12 protein-coding genes are annotated in these 20505 nt (G+C 71.5%); 9 read left to right on the forward strand and 3 right to left on the reverse strand.

The window, feature by feature from the left end; all coding sequences use genetic code 11:
• Positions 1-167: 167 nt before the first annotated feature.
• Positions 168-2984: a bifunctional [glutamate--ammonia ligase]-adenylyl-L-tyrosine phosphorylase/[glutamate--ammonia-ligase] adenylyltransferase gene (glnE, locus tag FB600_RS20785; RefSeq protein ID WP_096749706.1), complete on the reverse strand. Its 2817-nt coding sequence runs from the start codon at positions 2982-2984 to the stop codon at positions 168-170.
• 362 nt (positions 2985-3346) lie between these two features.
• Between glnE and FB600_RS20790 the strand changes: the two genes are divergently transcribed.
• From FB600_RS20790 to aroG, 4 genes are all read left to right on the forward strand, one after another.
• Complete coding sequence (locus FB600_RS20790; RefSeq protein ID WP_145757310.1) at positions 3347-7609, forward strand: YhdP family protein; 4263 nt, start codon at positions 3347-3349, stop codon at positions 7607-7609.
• 65 nt (positions 7610-7674) lie between these two features.
• Entirely contained in the window at positions 7675-8502 is an 828-nt protein-coding gene (locus tag FB600_RS20795) for a carbon-nitrogen hydrolase family protein (RefSeq protein ID WP_096749708.1), read from the forward strand.
• Between the two features lie 62 nt (positions 8503-8564).
• Positions 8565-10031, forward strand: a complete 1467-nt coding sequence (gene tldD / locus FB600_RS20800; RefSeq protein WP_096749709.1) for a metalloprotease TldD — start codon at positions 8565-8567, stop codon at positions 10029-10031.
• Between the two features lie 416 nt (positions 10032-10447).
• Positions 10448-11521, forward strand: a complete 1074-nt coding sequence (gene aroG, locus FB600_RS20810) for a 3-deoxy-7-phosphoheptulonate synthase AroG (RefSeq protein ID WP_013696710.1) — start codon at positions 10448-10450, stop codon at positions 11519-11521.
• Between the two features lie 137 nt (positions 11522-11658).
• Here the strand turns inward: aroG and hmpA are convergent, their stop codons facing one another.
• The gene (gene hmpA, locus FB600_RS20815; protein WP_098154536.1) at positions 11659-12876 is read right to left on the reverse strand and encodes an NO-inducible flavohemoprotein; all 1218 of its coding nucleotides are present in this window, start codon (positions 12874-12876) and stop codon (positions 11659-11661) included.
• 139 nt (positions 12877-13015) lie between these two features.
• Positions 13016-13567 carry a cob(I)yrinic acid a,c-diamide adenosyltransferase gene (locus FB600_RS20820; protein WP_025098502.1) on the reverse strand — a complete coding sequence of 184 codons (552 nt, stop codon included), beginning with the start codon at positions 13565-13567 and terminating at the stop codon, positions 13016-13018.
• A gap of 396 nt (positions 13568-13963) precedes the next feature.
• Between FB600_RS20820 and FB600_RS20825 the strand changes: the two genes are divergently transcribed.
• The 5 genes from FB600_RS20825 to FB600_RS20845 all read left to right on the forward strand — a co-directional run bounded on the left by FB600_RS20825 (position 13964) and on the right by FB600_RS20845 (position 20490).
• Complete coding sequence (locus FB600_RS20825; protein WP_098181312.1) at positions 13964-15382, forward strand: FAD-binding oxidoreductase; 1419 nt, start codon at positions 13964-13966, stop codon at positions 15380-15382.
• 106 nt (positions 15383-15488) lie between these two features.
• Positions 15489-16967: an FAD-linked oxidase C-terminal domain-containing protein gene (locus FB600_RS20830; RefSeq protein WP_029950115.1), complete on the forward strand. Its 1479-nt coding sequence runs from the start codon at positions 15489-15491 to the stop codon at positions 16965-16967.
• Positions 16968-17278: 311 nt separating this feature from the next.
• Positions 17279-18367 carry a glycolate oxidase subunit GlcE gene (gene glcE, locus FB600_RS20835; RefSeq protein WP_047835615.1) on the forward strand — a complete coding sequence of 363 codons (1089 nt, stop codon included), beginning with the start codon at positions 17279-17281 and terminating at the stop codon, positions 18365-18367.
• 7 nt (positions 18368-18374) lie between these two features.
• Positions 18375-19601 carry a glycolate oxidase subunit GlcF gene (gene glcF, locus FB600_RS20840; protein WP_145757311.1) on the forward strand — a complete coding sequence of 409 codons (1227 nt, stop codon included), beginning with the start codon at positions 18375-18377 and terminating at the stop codon, positions 19599-19601.
• A 178-nt stretch (positions 19602-19779) separates the two neighbouring features.
• Positions 19780-20490, forward strand: coding sequence for a YggS family pyridoxal phosphate-dependent enzyme (locus FB600_RS20845; protein WP_096749713.1), 711 nt, complete (start codon positions 19780-19782; stop codon positions 20488-20490).
• Positions 20491-20505: the final 15 nt, after the last annotated feature.

The following is a 20505-nucleotide window of genomic DNA, read 5'->3' on the forward strand; positions in this document are numbered from 1 at the left end:
GAATTCTGGATCGGGAGAAGGTCGCCGCATCGTATCACCGGCCTTTTGCGCCCGCCAGCGGCCGCGCCATCTGGCAGCAGACCCATCCGACCAGAGGAATCGGGCCTCGCGCCGATCCCGACGCGAGGCCCGATGCTTCCTGCCCGCCGGCCTTCAGCCGGCCACGCTCACTGCGGCTCGACCGGCGTCACGCCGCCGAACACGCGCTCCCACAGCGCCGCCACGGCGGCCCGCTCGGCCGCGACGGTCTCGCCAGGCACGCGTGCCTTCTCCATCCCGTCGAGCCGCAATTGATGCTGGCGCTTGCGATAGAGCCGGTAGGCCGCGCCCACCGTCTCGGCCTCGGTGTCGTCCATCAGCCCGAAACGCGCCACCTCTCGCAGCAGCGCGATGTTGCCGGTGTTGCGGATCAGCTCGGGATCGCGCGCCGCGTGCAGCAGCACCCAGTACTGCACGATGAACTCGATGTCGACCATCCCGCCGCGGTCGTGCTTCAGGTCGAACAGCTCGGTGTGGTTCGGATGGCCGGCCGCCACCTTGTCGCGCATGCCGACGATCTCGCGCGCCAGCATCTCGCCCTCGCGCGGCGTGGTCAGCACCTGCTCGCGGATCGCCTCGAAGGCCGCGCCGATTTGCGCGTCGCCGGCGCTGAAGCGGGCCCGCGTGAGCGCCTGGTGCTCCCAGACCCAGGCCGTGTTGGCGCCATCGCCCTCGCGCAACTGGTAGCGGCGGAACGCGTCGAGGTCGGTGACCAGCAGGCCCGCCTCGCCGTTCGGCCGCAGCCGCAGGTCGAGGTCGAACAGCGCGCCCGCGCCGGTGGGCGTGGTCAGCCAGGTGATCAGGCGGCGCGTGTAGGTGGTGTAGATGTCGGCGGCGCGCTCGTCGGGATCGTCGTAGAGGAAGATCACGTCGAGGTCGGAGGCGTAGCCGAGCTCCTTGCCGCCGAGCTTGCCGTAGGCGATCACCGCGAAGCGCGGCCGCTCGATGTGCCGCTTGGCGAGCTGCGACCAGACCACCTCGAGCGTGACGTCGAGCACCGCGTCGGCCAGCTCCGAGAGCCGGTCGCTGACGTGCTCCACCGACAGCTTGCCGGCCAGGTCGATCAGCAGGATCCGGAACACCTCGGCGTGCTGCGCGTGGCGCAGCAGGTCCATCTGCTGCTCCATGCCGTCGGCCGCGGCCAGGCGCGCGCGCAGCGCGTCCTTGAAGGCGGGCCAGTCGAACGGGCTGGCGATCGCCTCGTCGTCGAGCAACTCGTCGAGCAACTGCGGATGGCGGATCAGGTAGCCGCCGCCCCAGCGCGTCGCGCCCAGCACCGACAGCACGCGATCGAGCGCGGCGGGGTACTCGGTGAGCAGCGCCAGGTAGGCACCGCGCCGCCCGACCGTCTCCAGCAGGTCGAAGAAGCGGATCACGGTTTCGTCGCGATGCGCGACGTCGATGCCCGAGGCGGCGTCGAGCGCGCGCTGCGCGACGCGGTCGAAGCGCTGCCGGCTGCTTTCGGGCAGGCCCGCGTAGCGCGAGGAGCGCCATACGCCGCGCAGCCGCGCCAGCACCGTGTCCGGATCGACGAAGCCGAGGCCGGCCAGGCGCGCGTTCAGCGCCTCGTCCTCGCCGTCGTCGGCCAGCGCGCCGCTCCAGACCCAGGCCGCCGCGCCCTCCTCGCCATTGCCGTTGCCGCAGGGATCGCCCGCCAGCCGGTTCGAGAAGATCTGGTCGAACTGCGCCTCGACGAAGCCGCGGTGCCGGTCCAGCTCGGCGAGCAGCGCGGCGTAGTCGACGAAACCGAGCGAGGCGGCCAGCGCCGCGCGATCCTCGGCCTCGACCGGCATCGCGTGGGTCTGCGCATCGTTGCGGTACTGCAGGCGGTGCTCGATCACGCGCAGGAAGCGATAGGCCTCGGCGAAGCGCTCGGCCACCTCGGCCGCGATCAGGCCGCGCGCGCTCGCATGCTGCAGCACGGCCAGCGTCGGGCGCACCCGGAAATCGGCGTCCTGGCCGCCGCGGATCAGCTGGAACACCTGCGCGCTGAACTCGATCTCGCGGATTCCGCCGCGCCCGAGCTTGATGTCGTCGGCCTTGTCGGGGCGCATCGAGGCGCGGCGCTGCGCCTCCTGGCGGATCTGGCGGTGCAGCGAGCGGATCGCGCCGATCACGCCGAAGTCGAGATAGCGCCGGTAGACGAAGGGCTTGACGATCGCCTCGAGCTGCCCGGCCAGGCGCCGCGCCGACTCGCTGCCGGGCTCCGACACCAGCCGCCCCTTGATCCAGGCGTAACGCTCCCACTCGCGCCCCTGCACGTAGAAATACTCCTCCAGCATGCCGAGGCTGCACACCAGCGGGCCGGAGTCGCCGTTCGGGCGCAGTCGCATGTCGACGCGGAACACGTAGCCGTCGGCGGTGGTGTCGGACAGCACGCCGATCAGGCGCCGGCCCAGCCGCGTGAAGTATTCCTGGGTGGCCAGGGCCGCACGCGTGCCGCCGGCGGTCTCGCCGTCGTCCTCGTAGACGAAGATCAGGTCGATGTCGGAGGAGACGTTCAGTTCGCGCCCGCCCAGCTTGCCCATGCCGACCACGCCGAGCGTCAGGCGCTCGCCCCCGGGCCCGCGCGGCTCGCCGTAGAGCGCCTCGAGCTCGGTCGAGAGCACCGCCAGCGAACGCTGGATGGTGGCCTCGGCCAGGTCGGTCATGGCGCCGGTCACCTCGGCGACGTCGGCCGTGCCGGCCAGGTCGCGCTCGGCCACCGCGCCGAACACCTCGATGCGCAACTGCCGCAGGGCGCGGCGCAAGGGCTCCTCGCCGATCGGCGCGGCCGCGCCCTCGGGCCGGCCGAGCAGCTCGTCCAGGCGTGCGTCGATCGACGCGCGCGTGATCGGCGCGGCGGCCCAGGCGGCGATCCGCGCGGCCAGCTCGGGGCGCGCGGCGACCGCGCGCGCCAGGTAACGGGAATAGGCAGTGCTGCTCAGGGCGGTGGCGTCGGTCATGGCGGCGGCACGATGGGAAGGCGGTGGGGGCGCGACAGGCGCGCGAAAAATGCCGGCAGTAACAGGCCGCGGCAGGGCAACGGCAGGGCCGCGGCAGCTTCGGTGCCTCGCAGCAAGGGCTTAGGCAGAGGCTTCACGGCAAGGCTCCCGGCGGGCTTCACGCTGCCCCGCGGGACGCGGCAGGCGTGAAGCCCGCCGGCCGCAACGGCTTCGGCGGCACGCCCGGCAGCCTGCTTCGCGAAACCTGCGCCAACTCGCGACCGCGCCAGCCCGCAAGCCGGCCAAATGGGCGCGTCGGCAAACCCCTGTGTTACATTTCAGCGTCAGTCCGCAACGCTACCACACCGCCGCCCGTCCGCCGCATGCCCGACCGTCAGGAATCCGCCGCCAGCAGTCAAGAAGCCGGACCTCCCAAGCACGATCATCCGGTGCTGCGCCGCGTGTTCCGCGTCGTCCTGATCGGCGGCGCGACGTTCTACTTCGTGGCCGCCGGCAGCTACCTGGGCCTGCGCTACGCGCTGCTGCCGCAGGTCGACAAGCTGCGGCCCCGCATCGAATCCTTCGTTTCCGACAAGCTCCACGCCGAAGTCCGGATCGCCCGCCTGGCGCCGCACTGGTCCGGCATGCAGCCCGGCGTCGACGTCACCGCCCTGACCATCCGCGGCAAGGACGGCACCACCGCCCTGACCATCCCGCATGCCACCGCCGCGATCTCCTGGCGCTCGCTGGTGCGGCTCTCGCCGACGCTCTCCAGCCTGGTGGTGGACGCGCCGGACCTGCTGATCGCGCGCCGACGCGACGGCACGCTGAGCATCGCCGGGGTGGACGTGCCGACCACCCGCAAGGGCGGCAACGACGCCTTCAGCACCTGGCTGCTGCGCCAGCAGGCGATCGTGCTGCGCGAAGGCACGCTGCGCTGGCGCGACGCCGAGCGCGACGCGCCCGAGCTGACGCTGACCGGGATCCGCCTGGCGGTGCTCAACGACGGCCTGGTGCACCGCCTGGCGCTGCAGGCGCCCGCCAACGGCACCCTGCTGGCCGGCCCGCTCGATTTCCGCGCGCGCTTCACCCACAAGCCGCTGGCCGCGATCGGCCGGCCCGCCAACTGGACCGGCGACGCCTACGTCTCGACCGGCCCGGTCGACCTGCCGACCCTGGCGCGCTACGCGCCGCTGCCGCTCAAGGCCTATGCCGGACGCATCGACAACACCATCTGGATCGGCTTTCGCGACGGCCGGCTGCTCGACGCGCACGGCAGCCTGAGCGGCGCCGACGTCGCGCTGCGGGTGCGCCCAACCCAGCCGCGCCTGGACATCCCGGTGGCCGGCTTCGGCTGGGACCTCGCGCTGGCGCCGGGCCGCGACTACACCCTCAAGCTCTCGAACCTGCACGCCGAGCTGGGCCAGCCGCCGCTCGACGACGGCACGCCGCTGTCGCGCGCGCTGTCCTTCGCCACCCTCACGGCGCGCTACCGCGTGCCCGACGCCAGCCACGGCCAGTTGATCCAGGTGGCCGGCGACCGCGTCGACCTGGGTATCCTGGCCGAATTCATCCGCGGCCTACCGCTGCCGGCGCGCTTTCGCAACGAGCTGGTGCGCATCGACCCGCGCGGCCTGATCGCGAACTACGTGATGGAAGCCGAGCGCGCCGCGCCGAGCAAGGCCGAACTGGCCGACGACGAGACCGCCCATGCCACGCCGATCGTGCGCTACCGCCTGACGGGCGACCTGCAGGGGATCAGCGTCGAGGCCCAGGAACCGGGGCCGGGGCTGTCGCCGCGCGGCCATCCGCGCGCCGGGATCCCCGGCTTCGAGAACGTCTGGGGCCACGTCGACGCGAACGAGCGCGGCGGCAGCGCCAGCATCGACACGGTCAAGGCGGCCGTCACCGTGCCCGGCGTGTTCGAGGACCCGCGCCTGCCCTTCGACCGCCTGCGCGCGCAGACCTCCTGGACCATCGCCGCGGCCGCCGCGCCGGGCGAGCGGCGCCCGCGCGTCGACGTCAAGCTGCCGCTGCTCTACGTCGAGAATCCCGATGCCGAGATCACCGTCAGCGGCGGCTATTCGAACCCCGGCCACGGCCGCGGCATGCTCGACCTGAAGGCCGATTTCGGCCGCGCGGCGATCCCGCGCATCGTGCGCTACCTGCCGACCAGCATGTCCGAACACCTGCACCAGTATCTCGGCCACGCGCTGCAGGCGGGCGTGGTCTCGAAGGGCGCGACCATCATCGCCCAGGGCCCGCTCGAGACCTTTCCCTACGAATACGCGCCGAACGACGGCGTGTTCCACATCGTCGCGCCGTTCACCGGCGGGCGCTTCGAGCCGACCCCGCAGCCGCCGCGCAAGCTCGCCAACGGCACGCCCAGCGTCTGGCCGGCACTGGACGGCATCGACGGCGTGTTCGAGCTGCGCAACAACAAGCTGCGCTTCGACATTCCGCGCGCCCACTACAAGGGCGTGCAACTGAGCAAGGTGATCGGGCGCATCGACGACCTCGGCCACCCGGCCGAGTCGCCGTTGCTGATCGAGGGTCGCGCGCACGGCCCGCTGGCCGACCTGATCGACTATACGAACCACAGCGCGCTGGGCGGCCTGTCGGGCCACGTCGGCGAGAAGCTGCGCGCGCAGGGCCCGGCCTCGCTGGCGCTGAAGCTGACCATCCCGCAGCACGTCAAGCACCCGCATACGCGGGTCGAGGGCGCGCTCGCGTTCGGCGGCAACACGCTGGAATCGGACGGCCTGCCGCCGCTCTCGCAGTTGCGCGGCACGGTGCGCTTCACCCAGCAGAGCGCCGAGCTGGACCGGCTCTCGGCGCGCCTGCTCGGCGGCGCGGTGCACGCCAACGGCCGGTTCCGGCGCAACGACGGTTATGCCTTCGACGTGGACGGCCGGATCGCCGTTGATTCGGCCCGCGGACTCAACCTGCACGGGCCGGCCGCCGCGCTGCTCGGCCGCGTGGTGGGCGACGCGCCGTACCGGCTGTCGGTGCGCGGCGCCAAGGGCGGCCTGCCCGAGATCACCGCCTCCTCGGACCTGACCGGGCTCGCGCTGGACTTCCCGGCGCCCTTCACCAAGCCGGCCGGCACGCCGATGCCGTTCAGCTTCACGCTCGCGCCGCTGCCGCCCGAGGACGGCCGCGCGCTGGAGCAGGCCGAGCTCAAGCTCGGCCCGGTGGCCGCCACCTACGTGCTCGACGCCACCCGTGGCGAACCGGTGCGGGCCGTGCGCGGCGCGCTCGGCATGAACCGCATGCCGGACCTGCCGCGCGAGGGCGTGACGGCCGCCGTCGACGCCACCGCGCTCGACGCCGATGCCTGGATCGCCTTCGCCAAGACCTTGCGCGGTACGCAGGCATCGGCCGCGGCACCCGCGGCGGCCACCACGCCGCCGGCCGCGCTGGCGCGGCCGGCGCCGCGCATCGACCTGGCGAGCTTCGCGCCGAAGCGCTTCGCCCTGCACTTCGGCACGCTCAAGCTGATCAAGCGCAACTGGGAGAACGTGATCGTCGGCGCCTCGCATGTCGACGACCTCTGGCAGGCCAACGTGGCCTCGAACCAGGTTTCGGGCTACCTGTCCTGGTCGCCGCACGGCGACGCCGGCGCGGGCCAGGCCGGCGCCCCGGGCGGCGCCGGCGTGCTGAACGCGCGCCTGGCCAAGCTGGTGGTGCCCGACAGCGCCGACCACGACCTGGTGGGCGGCGCCATGACAATACCGACCGATCGCGCGATGCCCGCCATCGACCTGGTGGTCGACCAGGTGGTGGCGCGCGGCCATGACATCGGCCGGCTGCAGGTCAATGCGCACAACTTCGAGGAAAACGGCGTGCCGGTCTGGCAGCTCGACAAGCTCGAGCTGGCCAACCCGGCCGCCAAGCTGACCGCCACCGCCAACTGGCGCACCTCCCGGCGCGCGCTGGCGCGCGGCGCCGACGAGGACGACGCGCCGCGCCGCACGGTGTTCGACTTCAAGCTGGCGGTCGACGACGCCGGCGCCCTGCTCGACCGGGTCGGGCTGCCGCGCACGATCGCCAACGGCAAGGGGACGCTGGCGGGCAAGGTGGGCTGGCGCGGCGGCCCGACCGCGATCGACTATCCGAGCCTGGGCGGCCAGCTCTCGCTCGACCTCGAGCACGGCCAGATCCTCAAGGTCGACCCGGGCGCGGCCAAGCTGCTCGGCGTGCTGAGCCTGCAGGGGCTGGCGCGCTTCCTGACGCTCGATTTCCGCGACGTGATCGGCAAGGGCCTGCCCTTCGAGACCATCGAGGGCACCAGCCAGATCACCAACGGCATCGCCACCACCGACGACTTCCGCATGATCACCGCCCCGGCGCGCGTGACCGTGAAGGGCAAGGTCGACCTCGCCCACGAAACCCAGGATCTGCACGCGCACATCGCGCCCAAGGTCAGCGCCAGCGCCGCGGCGATCGGCGCGGCGGTGATCAACCCGCTGCTCGGCCTGGGCGTGCTGGCCGCCAACCTGGCGCTGTCGCAGACGCTCTCGCACGCCTTCGCGTTCGATTACGTGATCACCGGCTCCTGGGCGCATCCGCGGATTCAGCGGGTCGGGGGCGATCGCGGTAAGATGGACCGCACGCCCGCCGACGCGGACGCGGCCCGCCCCTGATTGCGGCACGCGCCCGACCCGAGCCTGCGGCGGGACGCACCCTTATTTCATTGCGACATTCACCGATGACCGACCGAACCGATCGCCCGGCGCAGTTGACGGTCGCCGCGCTGCAGATGGTCAGCACGCCCGACGTGGTGCGCAACCTCGACGAGGCCGGCCGCCTGATCGCCGAGGCCGCGGCCGGCGGCGCGCAGCTGGTGCTGCTGCCCGAATATTTCTGCTTCATGGGCCGTCGCGACACCGACAAGCTGGCGATCGCCGAGCCCTACCAGGACGGCCCGATCCAGCGCTTCCTCGGCGATGCCGCGCGGCATCACGGGGTCTGGGTGATCGGCGGCACGCTGCCGCTGGCCGCGCCCGAACCCTCCCGCGTGCTGAACAGCACCCTGGTGTTCGATCCCGAGGGCCGCGAGGCGGCGCGCTACGACAAGATCCACCTGTTCAATTTCGAGAAGGGCGAGGAATCCTTCGACGAGGCGCGCACCATCCGCCCCGGCGAAACGGTCCAGGCCTTCGAGGCGCCGTTCGGGCGGGTCGGTCTGTCGGTCTGCTACGATCTGCGCTTTCCGGAGCTGTACCGCCGGCTCGGCGACTGCGCGCTGATGGTGGTGCCCTCGGCCTTCACCTACACCACCGGCCGCGCGCACTGGGAAACCCTGCTGCGTGCGCGGGCCGTCGAGAACCAGTGTTACGTGCTGGCCGCCGCGCAGGGCGGCACGCACGAGAACGGCCGCCGTACCTGGGGCCACAGCATGCTGATCGATCCGTGGGGCGAGATCGTCGCCGTGCGCGACGAAGGCCCGGGCGTGGTGGCCGGCGCGCTCGACCCGGCCCGGATCGCCGAGGTGCGCCAGAGCCTGCCGGCCTGGCGGCATCGCGTGCTCGGCTGACGCCGCCCGCGCCCCGAATCCGAGAACTCCCCCGAGACACCCGTTAAGAACCCCGATACCGCATGAACATCATCGAACCCGGCATCCGCAATCTCGCCCTCGCCAAGGACATCCTGCTCACGCCCTACGGGCTCGACGAATCCCTGCTCACGCGCACGCTCGCCGACATCTTCACGCATCGCGTCGACTATGCGGACCTGTACTTCCAGGCCACCCGCAGCGAGGCCTGGAGCCTGGAGGAAGGGATCGTCAAGTCGGGCAGCTTCAGCATCGACCAGGGCGTGGGCGTGCGCGCCGTGGCGGGCGACCGTACCGCCTTCGCCTATTCGGACGACCTCTCGCCCGAGGCGATCCGCCAGGCGGCCAGTGCCACCAAGGCGATCGCCGCGGCCGGCGGCGGGCGCCGCAAGATCCAGGTGGCCTCGTCGCTGACCGGCGTGTCGGGCCGCGACCTCTACCTGCCGTCCGATCCGCTCGCCTCGCTCGACGCGACCGCCAAGGTCAAGCTGCTGGAGCGCATCGAGCAGATGGCGCGCGGCCGCGACCCGCGCATCACCCAGGTGATGGCGGGCCTGGCCGGCGAATACGACGTGGTGCTGGTGGCGCGCAGCGACGGCGCGCTGGCCGCCGACATCCGCCCGCTGGTGCGCGTCTCGGTGACGGTGATCGCCGAGCAGAACGGCCGCCGCGAGATCGGCTCGGGCGGCGGCGGCGGGCGCTTCGACTACGGCTACTTCAGCGACGAGGTGCTGTCGAAGTACGTCGACGACGCAGTGCACGCGGCGCTGGTCAACCTCGACGCGCGCCCGGCCCCGGCCGGCGCGATGACGGTGGTGCTCGGCTCGGGCTGGCCCGGCGTGCTGCTGCACGAGGCGATCGGCCATGGCCTGGAGGGCGACTTCAACCGCAAGGGCTCGTCGGCCTTCGCCGGCCGGATCGGCGAGCAGGTGGCCGCCAAGGGCGTGACCGTGGTCGACGACGGCACCCTGCCGAACCGCCGCGGCTCGCTGAACATCGACGACGAGGGCAACCCGACCCAGTGCACCACGCTGATCGAGGACGGGATCCTGAAGGGCTACATCCAGGACACGCTGAACGCGCGCCTGATGAAGATGCCGGTGACCGGCAACGCGCGCCGCGAATCCTACGCGGCGCTGCCGATGCCGCGCATGACCAACACCTACATGCTCAACGGCGACAAGGACCCGCAGGAAATCATCGCCTCGGTCAAGAACGGCCTGTACGCGGTGAACTTCGGCGGCGGCCAGGTCGACATCACCAACGGCAAGTTCGTGTTCTCGGCCTCCGAGGCCTACATGATCGAGAACGGCAGGATCACCTACCCGGTCAAGGGCGCCACGCTGATCGGCAGCGGCCCGGAATCGCTCAAGTACGTCAGCATGATCGGCAACGACATGAAGCTCGATTCCGGCGTCGGCGTATGCGGCAAGGAGGGTCAGAGCGTGCCGGTCGGGGTCGGCCAGCCGACGCTGCGGATCGATTCGATGACAGTCGGCGGCACGGCCTGAATCCGCGGGAAATTTGCGTCGCCTTGCGGATTTTCCGCAGCGCGGCGCAGCTTATCCGCAGGAAATCGTGACCGAGCGCGGATCATCCGCGTTTTTCATCGCCCCCGCTTGCATTGTCCGTGCCACCCGGGTATAAAGTTTCAATCACTTCCACGACGCATATCCGCACCGTCATGTCCGCCAAGTTTTACTTTTACTTTTTTTGGTATCTCAGACCGTTGGCGGATCGAGAGGAGTGATGGCGCGCAAAGCGCAAACCGAATTCCCAGAAAACCGCCGGCGAACCCGGCGGTTTTTTTTCGTCCCGCCGGTTCCGCAGTCCGGCTCCCGATGAACCACCGGCCGCCCAAACCACACCGATATCCGCAACGGCCGAACGCACGCCCGAACCGGCGACGCCACACTGGAGAACAAGCATGCCCCCGCACAACACCGACGATGTCCGTATCCGCGAACTGAAGGAGCTGACGCCGCCCGCCCACCTGATCCGCGAATTCCCCTGCTCGGAAGCCGTGGCGGAGCTGATCTACTCGACGCGCCGCTCGCTGCACCGGATCCTGCACGGCATGGACGATCGTCTGGTGGTGGTGATCGGCCCCTGCTCGATCCATGACCCCGCGGCCGCCGTCGACTACGCGAAGAAGCTGATCGAGCTGCGCCGCCAGCACCGCGACGATCTCGAGATCGTGATGCGCGTCTACTTCGAGAAGCCGCGCACCACGGTGGGCTGGAAGGGCCTCATCAACGATCCGCACCTCGACAACAGCTTCAAGATCAACGAAGGCCTGCGCACCGCGCGCGAGCTGCTGCTGCAGATCAACGAGCTGGGCCTGCCGGCCGGCACCGAGTTCCTCGACATGATCAGCCCGCAGTACATCGCCGACCTGGTCTCGTGGGGCGCGATCGGCGCGCGCACCACCGAATCGCAGGTGCATCGCGAGCTGGCTTCGGGCCTGTCCTGCCCGGTCGGCTTCAAGAACGGCACCGACGGCAACGTCAAGATCGCGGTCGACGCGATCAAGGCCGCCTCGCAGCCGCACCATTTCCTGTCGGTCACCAAGGGCGGCCACTCGGCGATCGTCTCGACCGCCGGCAATGAGGACTGCCATGTGATCCTGCGCGGCGGCAAGGCGCCCAACTACGACGCCGAGAGCGTCAACGTCGCCTGCGCCGATATCGGCAAGGCCGGCCTCGCCGCGCGCCTGATGATCGACGCGAGCCATGCCAACAGCTCGAAGAAGCACGAGAACCAGATTCCCGTGTGCGCCGACATCGGCCGCCAGCTCGCCGCCGGTGACGAGCGCATCGTCGGCGTGATGGTCGAGTCGCACCTGGTGGGCGGCCGCCAGGATCTCACGCCGGGCTGCCCGCTGACCTACGGCCAGAGCATCACCGATGCCTGCATCGGCTGGGACGAGAGCGTCAAGGTGCTCGAGGGCCTCGCCGAGGCGGTGCGCGCGCGGCGCGTGGCACGCGGCAGCGGCAACTGATGCCGCGGCGCGCCGATGCAGCTTGCCGGCGCGCGGATGAACGAGAATCGCCCGGGCGTGCCATTGGCCGCCCGGGCGATTTTTTTGCGGCATTGCGGCGCCGGGGGTTCAGGCCGGCGGCGCCGCAACCGCCGCGATCACTCGATCGCGCCGGAACCGAAGATCTCCGTGTGGACGCGCTCCGGCGCGACGCCGAGCGCCACCAGCGCATCGCGCTGCGCCGTCATGAAGGCGACCGGGCCGCAGAGATAGTAGTCGGCATCGGGCAGGATCGCCGCGCGCAGCAGCTCGGGCGTGAGCCGGCCTTCGCGATCGTGATCGACGCCGGGCCGGTCGTCCGGGCCCACCAGCTCGTAGACCACCTGGCGCGTCGCGTTCGAATGACGCGCCACCAGCGCGTTGAGCCAGTCGCGGAACGCGTGGACACGCCCCGAGCGGCAGGCATGCAGGAAGTGGATCCTGCGCGGGCTGCCGGCTTCGCTCAGCGCCGAGGCCATCGACACCATCGGCGTGATGCCGACCCCGCCCGAGATCAGCACCACCGGCGTGGCCGCCTCGCGCGCCAGCGTGAAGTCGCCCATCGGCGCCGTCACCTCGACGATCGCGCCCTCCTCCACCCCCTCGTGCAGCAGCGTCGACACCTTGCCGGCCGGCACCGGCTGGTCGCCGCCCTCGCGCCCGGCCTCGCGCTTGACCGAGATCCGCAGCCACTTGCCGTGCGGTGCGTCGGACAGGCTGTACTGGCGCGGCTGATCCACGCCGAGATCGCCGACGTAGCGCTTGACCGTGAGGTACTGGCCCGGCTCGAAGCGCGGTGCCGCGCCGCCGTCGGTCGGCGCCAGGTAGAACGAGGTGATCTCGTCGCTCTCGCGCACCTTGCGCGCGACCCGGAACGGCCGGTAGCCACTCCAGGGCGCGGCCTCGTAGAGCTTCGCCTCGATGCCGGCGAGCACCTGGGCGAGCTGCGCATAGGCCGCCTTCCAGGCCTCGAGCGTGGCCGCGTCGACGGCATCGCCCAGCACCTCGACGATCGAGGCCAGCAGGTGCTCGCCAACGATCGGGTAATGCTCGGGCCTCACCGACAGGCTCACGTGCTTGTTCGCGATGCGCGACACCGCGCTGCCGAGCGCGCCGAGATTATCGATATTGGCGGCGTAGGCGTAGACGGCCCTGGCCAGCGCCTCGGGCTGGCTGCCGCCGGCGCGCTGGTGCGTCTGGTTGAACAGGTTCTTCAGTTCGGGGTGGTGGCGGAACATGCGGGCGTAGAAATGCCGCGTGATGGTGCTGCCATGGGCGGCCAGCACCGGGGCGGTCGCCTTGACCCGGGCCATCTGTTCGGCGGTGAGCGTCGTCATCTTCTTCTCCGTGGGGACTCGTCTAAAGATGCGTTTACAATACATCTTTAAAGTCGCACGTCGATGTGGACAAATTGACGCACCATTCAAGCCGGTGCAACGGCGGCGGCAGGCCGATCAGCCGGCCGCCGCTTCGGGCTCACTCGGGCCGGCCGCGCTCCCAGAGCACGTCGCTGCCGCCCGCCGCGCGGTTCAGCACGCGCGCCAGCACGAACAGCAGGTCGGAAAGCCGGTTCACGTAGCGGCGCGGCGTGGCCGCGACCTCGCCGACGGCGCCGAGCGCGACGATCGAGCGCTCGGCGCGACGGCAGACGGTGCGGCAGACGTGCGCGAGCGCGGCCGGGCGCGAGCCGCCCGGCAGGATGAACTCCTTGAGCGGCGGCAGTTGCGCGTTGTAGTGCGCCAGCCAGTCGTCGAGCCGCGCCAGGTGCGCGTCGGTCATCGCGACGTGCCCCGGAATGCAGAGCTCGCCGCCCAGGTCGAACAGGTCGTGCTGGATCGCCGCCAGCGCGCCGCGGATCTCCTCGGGCAGCGGCTCGGCCAGCAGCACGCCGAGCTGCGAATTCAGCTCGTCGACATCGCCGATCGCGGCGATCCGCGCATCGTCCTTGGCGACCCGGCTGCCGTCGCCCAGGCCCGTGGTGCCGTCGTCGCCGGTGCGGGTCGCGATCTTGCTCAGGCGGTTGCCCATGATGGTGGTCCTCGTCGTGTCGGGCCGCGCGGCACGAGCGTGCGCGGCCATGGATGGTGGCATCGATCCCGGCTCGGGACCGGCGCGACGGCGCGGGCTGCGCCCGGCGCGCCGCCGGGCGGGCTCGGCCGCCATGCCGGGATTATCCCAGCCCGGGCGGCTGGCCGCGCGCCGCCGGGCTTTGCGCGTAGAATGATTCGCCAGTCGTCGAGGCGGCCTCATGCCGCAGGGCATCGCGCCCGTCACCCGTGGCGGATGACGCCGGCAGCCCGGTTGCGCCGCGGCAGGACCTAGGCCGGCACGCGCCACGGTCGCCGCCGCCGGCTCCGGCCGTCACACGCCGCACGCCGCCCGCCTCGCACGCCACGAATCGACAAGCTGCCCCAGGAGACACGCGTGAACCACCCCGCCCCGCCGGCCTCGCTGCGCCGCCCGTTCCCCGATGCGCTGCGCGAGGCGCTCGCCGCCGCCTTCGGCGAACGCGTCTCGACCTCCGAGGCGGTGCGCGAGCACCACGGCCGCGACGAATCCCCCTTCGATCCCGAACTGCCCGACGCGGTGGTATTCGCCGAGAACGCCGACGAGGTCCGCACCGTGGTCACGCTGTGCGCGCAATACGAGGTGCCGGTGATCCCCTACGGCGCCGGCTCCTCGCTCGAAGGCCACCTGCTGGCGGTGCGCGGCGGCGTCTCGCTCGACGTCTCGCGCATGAACCGCGTGCTGTCGATCGACGCCGATGACCTGACCGTCACGGTCGAACCCGGCATCACGCGCAAGGCCCTCAACGAGAGCCTGCGCGACACCGGCCTGTTCTTCCCGATCGACCCCGGCGCGGACGCCAGCATCGGCGGCATGACGGCCACCCGCGCCTCCGGCACCAACGCCGTGCGCTACGGCACCATGCGCGAGAACGTGCTGGGCCTCACCGCCGTGCTCGCCGACGGCCGCCAGATCCGGACCGGCAGCCGCGCCCGCAAGTCCTCGGCCGGCTACGACCTGACGCGCCTGCTGGTCGGCTCGGAAGGCACGCTCGGCGTGATCACCTCGATCACGCTGCGCCTGCATCCGCTGCCCGAGGCGGTATCGGCGGCGATCTGCACCTTCCCCTCGATGGGCGACGCGGTGCGCAGCGTGATCGAGACGATCCAGACCGGCGTGCCGATCGCGCGCGTGGAGTTCATCGACGCGCTCGGCATCCGCGCCATCAACCGCCATTCGAACTTCACGCTGAACGAGGCGCCCACCCTGTTCTTCGAATTCCACGGTACCGAGGCCGGCGTGCGCGAGCAGGCCGAGCGCGTGCAGGAACTGGCCGCCGCCAACGGCGGCCGGGACTTCGAATGGGCCACCCGCCCCGAGGACCGCACGCGGCTGTGGTCGGCGCGGCACAACGCCTTCTTCGGCATGCTGCAGCTCAAGCCGGGCTGCCGCGCGGTGACCACCGACGTCTGCGTGCCGATCTCGCAACTGGCCGCCTGCGTCGAGGAAACCGAGGTCGACCTGCGCGCCTCGACCCTGCCCTGCCCGATCGTCGGCCATGTCGGCGACGGCAACTTCCACGTCGCGATCCTGCTCGACCCGGACAAGCCCGAGGAGCTGGAGGAAGCCGAGCGGATCAACCAGCGCATCGTCGAGCGCGCGCTGCGCATGGGCGGCACCTGCACCGGCGAGCACGGCGTGGGCCTGCACAAGATGCGTTTCCTGGCCGCCGAGCACGGCGAGGAGGCGATCGACGCGATGCGCGCGATCAAGCTCGCGCTGGACCCGCGCAACCTGATGAATCCCGGCAAGATCTTCAGCCTCGACCGCGCATGAGGCGCGCACCCGCCGACCAGGAGCCGAGATGAACACGATCGCCCAAGGCCAGGCCCAGGCAGGCGGCGCGAGCAGCGGTGCCGCGCACGCGGCCGGCAGCAACGCAATGGCCGACGCCGCCACCCGCGCGCAACGCCAGCGCGAGGTGGTGCAGGCCCTGATGGCGGTGCTGCCGAGCCATTGCCTGCTGTACCGCGACGAGGACACCGCCGCCTACGAATGCGACGGGCTGGCCGCCTACCGGCGCCTGCCGCTCGCGGTGGCGCTGCCCGAGACCGAATCGCAGGTGCAGCGCATCGTGCAGATCTGCCGCCGCCTGAACGTGCCGATCGTGCCGCGCGGCGCCGGCACCAGCCTGTCGGGCGGCGCGCTGCCGAACCAGAGCGGCATCGTGGTGTCGCTGGCGCGCTTCACGCGCATCGTCGAGGTCGATTCCTACGCGCGCACCGCCACGGTCCAGCCCGGCGTGCGCAACATCGCCATCTCCGAGGCCGCCGCGCCCTACGGGCTCTACTACGCGCCCGATCCGTCCTCGCAGATCGCCTGCACGATCGGCGGCAACGTCGCCGAGAACTCGGGCGGCGTGCACTGCCTCAAGTACGGCCTGACGGTCCACAACGTGCTGCGCGTGCGCGCCGTGACGATCGACGGCGACGTGGTGGAGTTCGGCTCGCTGGCGCTCGACACGCCCGGCCTCGACCTGCTGGCCGTGATGATCGGCAGCGAGGGCATGTTCGCGATCGTCACCGAGATCACCGTGAAGCTGATCCCCAGGCCGCAGACGGCGCAACTGGTGATGGCCAGCTTCGACGACGTGGTGAAGGGCGGCGAGGCGGTGGCCGCGATCATCGCCGCCGGCATCGTGCCGGCCGGGCTGGAGATGATGGACAAGCCGGCCACCCGGGCCGTGGAGGCCTTCACGCAGGCCGGCTACGACCTGGACGCGGCCGCCATCCTGCTGTGCGAATCGGACGGCACGCCCGACGAGGTGGCCGAGGAGATCGCGCGCGTCACCTCGGTGCTGCGCGCCAGCGGCGCGACGCGGATCCAGGTCTCGCGCTCGGAGGCGGAACGGCTGCGCTTCTGGTCGGGCCGCAAGAACGCCTTCCCGGCCGCCGGGCGGATCTCGCCCGACTACTACTGCATGGACGGCACCGTGCCGCGCCGCGCGATCGGCCCGCTGCTGGCGCGCATCGAGCAGATGGAGGGGCAATACGGGCTGCGCTGCATCAACGTGTTCCATGCCGGCGACGGCAACATGCATCCGCTGATCCTGTTCAACGCCAACGATCCCGACGAGCTGCACCGCGCCGAGCTGTTCGGCGCCGACATTCTGGAGAGCTGCGTCGAGCTGGGCGGCACGGTGACGGGCGAGCACGGCGTGGGGGTCGAGAAGCTGAACTCGATGTGCGTGCAATTCTCGCCGGAGGAGCGCGACGCGTTCTTCGCCGTGAAGCGCGCCTTCGACCCGGCCAGCCTGCTCAATCCCGACAAGGGCATCCCGAGCCGCGCGCGCTGCGCCGAATACGGCCGCATGCACGTGCGCGGCGGGTTGCTGCCGCGCCCGGATCTGCCGCGTTTCTGAGGAAAGCGGCCGGCCGGGCTGCTGGACGGCCGGCCCGGGTCGCGCTGCCGGCCGGGATTCCGGCCCTGGAGAGCGAACCTGCCGATCCGCCCGCGCCTGGCGGCCGAACCGGCGTGTCGCGCCGCCAGGCGCCAGGTGCGCGCGGACCTTCGCAAGCTCGCCACCGCGCCGAGCGAGCGCCAAACCCGGCCCGCGCCGGCCCCCCGCCCCGCCGCCCTCGCGCGCTGTCTCTAGGGGGATCGCCCGACTGTCGCCGCTTATGGCGCCGGTACAATCGAAGCACAAGAAATTTCAGGACGAGGCGACACCGGATGGAACAGGACGAGATCGTCGCGAACTGGGCCGAACGCATCCGCAGCGCGGGCGCGCAGGGTCGCTCGCTGCGGATTCGCGGCGGCGGCACCAAGGACTGGTACGGCCAGTCGCTCGACGGCGAGATACTCGATACGCGCGCCTGGCACGGCATCGTCTCCTACGACCCCGCCGAACTCGTGATCACGGCACGCGCCGGCACGCCGCTGGCGGCCATCGAGGCGGAGCTGGCCGCGCACAACCAGATGCTGCCCTTCGAGCCCCCTCACTTCGGCCGCCACGCCAGCTTCGGCGGCGCCATCGCGGCCGGCCTGTCGGGCCCGCGGCGCGCCAGCGCGGGCGCGGTGCGCGACTTCGTGCTCGGCGTCACGCTGATGAACGGGCGCGGCCAGGTGCTGCGCTTCGGCGGCCAGGTGGTGAAGAACGTCGCCGGCTACGACGTGGCGCGCCTGATGGCCGGCTCGCTGGGCACGCTCGGGCTGATGCTGGACCTGTCGGTGAAGGTGCTGCCGGTGCCGGTCGCCGAGCTGACGCTGAAGTTCGACATGAGCGCGACCGACGCGGTGCGCAAGCTCAACGAGTGGTCGGGCCACCCGTTCCCGGTCAGCGCGAGCGCCTGGCGCTTCGGCACCCTGGTGCTGCGCCTGTCGGGCGCCGAGGCGGCCGTCAAGGCGGCCAAGGGTGCGCTGGGCGGCGAGGCGGTGGACGCGGTGGAGGCACAGCGCTTCTGGCATGGCGTGCGCGAGCAGAACGACCCGTTCTTCAACGCGATGCTGCCCGGCCATGCGCTCTGGCGCCTGTCCCTGCCCTCGATCACCGAGCCCATGCACCTGCCCGGCTCGCAGATGATGGAATGGGGCGGCGCGCAGCGCTGGTGGATCACCGACGCCGACGCCACCACGGTGCGCATGAGCGCCAGGCAGGCCGGCGGCCACGCCACGCTGTATCGCGCCAGCGCCGGCTACGATCGCGGCGGCGGCGTGTTCACGCCGCTGGCCGGGCCGCTGCTGGCGATCCACCGCGGCCTGAAGGCCGCCTTCGATCCGGACCGCGTGTTCAACCGCGGCCGGCTCTACCCCGATTTCTGAGCCGCCCATGCAGACCAAGCTCGCCGATTTCATCCGCGACACGCCCGACGGCGCCGAGGCCGAATCGATCCTGCGCAAGTGCGTGCACTGCGGTTTCTGCACCGCCACCTGCCCGACCTACCAGTTGCTCGGCGACGAGCTCGACGGCCCGCGCGGGCGCATCTACCTGATCAAGCAGATGCTGGAAGGCGCGCCGGTGACGCGCAGCACCCAGCAGCATCTGGACCGCTGCCTGACCTGCCGCAGTTGCGAGAGCACCTGCCCGTCGGGCGTGCAGTATGGACGGCTGGTCGAGATCGGCCGCCAGCAGCTCGAGACACGCGTGCCGCGCACGCTGTCGCAGCGCCTGATGCGGCGCGCGCTGGCCAGCTTCGTGCCGAACGGCGCGCTGTTCGCGCCGGCGATGCGCATCGGCCAGCAGGTGCGCCCGCTGCTGCCCAAGCGCCTGCGCGACAAGGTCCCGCCGCGCACCCGGCCGCTGGCCTGGCCCACCGCGCGCCACGAGCGTCGCATGCTGATGCTGGCCGGCTGCGTGCAGCCCTCGATGATGCCGAACATCAACATCGCCACGGCGCGCGTGCTCGACGCGCTCGGCATCGAGACCGTGATCGCGCCCGAGGCGGGCTGCTGCGGCGCGATCCGTCTGCACCTGAACTACCGCGACGAGGCGCTGGCCGACGCGCGCCGCAACATCGACGCCTGGTGGCCGCACATCGAGGCCGGCGCCGAGGCGATCGTGATGAACGCGAGCGGCTGCGGCGCCACCGTGCTCGAGTACGCGCACCTGCTGCGCGACGATCCCGCCTATGCCGACAAGGCCCGGCGCGTGGTCGAGCTGACCCGCGACGTGTCCGAGCTGCTGGCCGGCTTCGAGACGCGCCTGGTGGCGCTGGCGAAACGGCGCGGCATGCAGATCGTCGCCTACCATCCGCCCTGCACGCTGCAGCATGGCCAGCAGTCGCGCGGCAAGGTCGAGCGCCTGCTCGAGGCGCTCGGCGTCGAGCTGCGCGTGCCGGCCGACAGCCATCTGTGCTGCGGCTCGGCCGGCACCTACTCGCTGACCCAGCCCTCGCTGTCCTACAAGCTGCGCAAGCAGAAGCTGGCCCGGTTGGCCGAGCTCGATCCGCAACTGATCGTCTCGGGCAACATCGGCTGCCTCGCTCACCTGCAAAGCGGCACCGCGACGCCGGTGATGCACTGGATCCAGCTCGTCGAGCAACTGCTCGACGACTGAGGCGCCGCCGCCCCGGCTCGCCCCCAGCCGGCCCCGGTTTGCGCGCCCTCTCGCCGGCCGTGTTCCGGCGCGGCGGCGCCAGGGCCGGGCATCCTCCACCGGCCGCGAGGCGATCCGTATAATGAGGCGCGCCATGCCTTGCATGGCCTCACCGTCCATCGTCCGCCCTGCCCCGCGTATGTCCGATCTCGCCGCCAGCCTCGCCTCCGTTCACCGCCGCATCGACGACGCGGCCCGCTCCGCCGGCCGCGCGCCGGGCGAGGTGGTGCTGCTCGCGGTGTCGAAGACCTTCCCAGCCGAAGCCGTGCGCGAAGCGCATGCGGCCGGCCAGCGCGCGTTCGGCGAGAACTACGTGCAGGAGGCGCTCGACAAGATCGCCGCGCTCGCGGATCTTCGCGCCTCGCTCGACTGGCACTTCATCGGGCCGCTGCAATCGAACAAGACGCGCGTGGTGGCCGAGCAGTTCGACTGGGTGCATTCGGTCGACCGGCTCAAGATCGCGCAGCGCCTGGCCGAGCAGCGCCCGGCGCACCTGCCGCCGCTCAATGTCTGCGTGCAGGTCAACGTGAGCGGCGAGGACAGCAAGAGCGGCGTCGCGCCGGCCGAGGCGGCAGCGCTGGCGCGCGAGGTGGCCGCCTTGCCCGCGCTGCGGTTGCGCGGCCTGATGGCGATCCCCGAGCCGGCCGGCGAACTCGCGGCGCAGCGCGTGCCGCACCGGCTGCTGCGCGAGCTGTTCGACACGCTCAAGGCCGAGGGTCTGGCGCTCGACACGTTGTCGATGGGGATGTCGGCCGATCTCGAGGCGGCCGTGCTCGAGGGCGCCACCATCGTGCGCGTCGGCACCGCGATCTTCGGCGCGCGCGACTACGGCACGCCGCGCGCGTCCTGACCGATTTACGAACCT

This window comes from Burkholderia sp. SJZ089, from assembly GCF_007828315.1.
In the GTDB taxonomy this organism is placed as follows: Bacteria; Pseudomonadota; Gammaproteobacteria; order Burkholderiales; family Burkholderiaceae; genus Burkholderia; species Burkholderia gladioli.